The organism is Shigella sp. FC1967, assembly GCF_001743005.1.
GTDB lineage: Bacteria > Pseudomonadota > Gammaproteobacteria > Enterobacterales > Enterobacteriaceae > Proteus.
In genome coordinates, this window is sequence record NZ_MIIZ01001038.1 from 1 (window position 1) to 1,186 (window position 1,186).

Consider the following 1,186-nt stretch of genomic DNA (forward strand, 5'->3'; position numbering starts at 1 on the left):
GATAATACGTGTTCGTTTTTTCTCTGCTTTATGGGAATACCATAATAATAATAGTGCTAAAGCAAACACAATATAACTATCAAAATAATGAAAAACAAAAAAGAAACTCCTTAAGATTATCTCCATTAATAGTATCTAGCCCCTGTTATCATCAGTGTAACCTTATTATTTTTTTCTTTGTTGTTATCATACAAAAAAGCACGTTATTAACGTGGCTCTAGATCATCTATTATTGTGAGACTATTCTACTTTCGCTGTCGCACTTTGTGTTTGATGCATATAAACATCCATTTGTGGGAATGGAATACCAATATTATTCGCATCTAATGTGCGTTTAAAATCTTCCATCAGATCCCAATAAACAGGCCATGCATCACCATTAGTTGTCCAAACACGAACTACAAAGTTTAATGAAGACGGTGCCATTTCATGTAAACGGATAGTGACGCCTTTATCATGTTGAATACGTTTATCTTTAGCAACAACATCACCTAGGACTTGTTTCACTTTATCAATATCAGCATCATAAGCCACACCAACAATAATTTGTGTACGGCGATTAGGCTCGCGGCTTAAGTTGATTACTTCACTACTGATAATTTTACTATTTGGAATAACAATTATTCTGTCATCTGCTGAACGTAATGTGGTAGAAAAAATCTGCACATCTTTCACGGTACCTTCGACAGAACCAATCATCACATATTCATCTGTACGTATTGGACGGAAAATAACAATCAGTACACCAGCAGCAAAATTAGACAGTGAACCTTGTAATGCTAAACCGACAGCTAAACCAGCGGCACCCAATACAGCGATAACAGATGCTGTTTGAACCCCTAATCGCCCTAATACTGCAATTAAGGTAAAAGCAACAACGGTATAACGAACTAAAACAGACAAAAATGTCACGACGGTAGCATCAATGTGGCGCAGCGTTAAAACTCTTGCGACACCTTTACCAATCATTTTTGACACAAAAAGACCAACGAACAGTATCAAGAATGCAGCAATAATATTCACAGCATACTGAATAAAGAGATCCTGATTTGCCACAAACCAACCTGTTGCTTCATCTAAACTAGCCGGTAATTCATTCATTAGACCACCTTTTAAACTTAAAAACGTAATGAAAAGAATAGTAATTCAATAGTGTATTGTGGCAGATTTATTCAAAAAATAATAT

Annotated in this window: 1 protein-coding gene; it reads right to left on the minus strand. The window is 35.5% G+C overall.

Features of this window, described 5'->3' with window-relative positions; genetic code table 11:
- Positions 1–240 precede the first annotated feature (240 nt).
- On the minus strand, positions 241–1,101 hold the full coding sequence (gene mscS / locus BHE89_RS17870) for a small-conductance mechanosensitive channel MscS (RefSeq protein ID WP_069367720.1): 861 nt from the start codon (positions 1,099–1,101) through the stop codon (positions 241–243).
- Positions 1,102–1,186 lie beyond the last annotated feature (85 nt).

Bases quoted from the DNA above. Each gene is read 5' to 3' on its own strand.
- mscS (WP_069367720.1), bottom strand. From the start codon at position 1,101: ATGAATGAATTACCGGCTAGTTTAGATGAAGCAACAGGTTGGTTTGTG.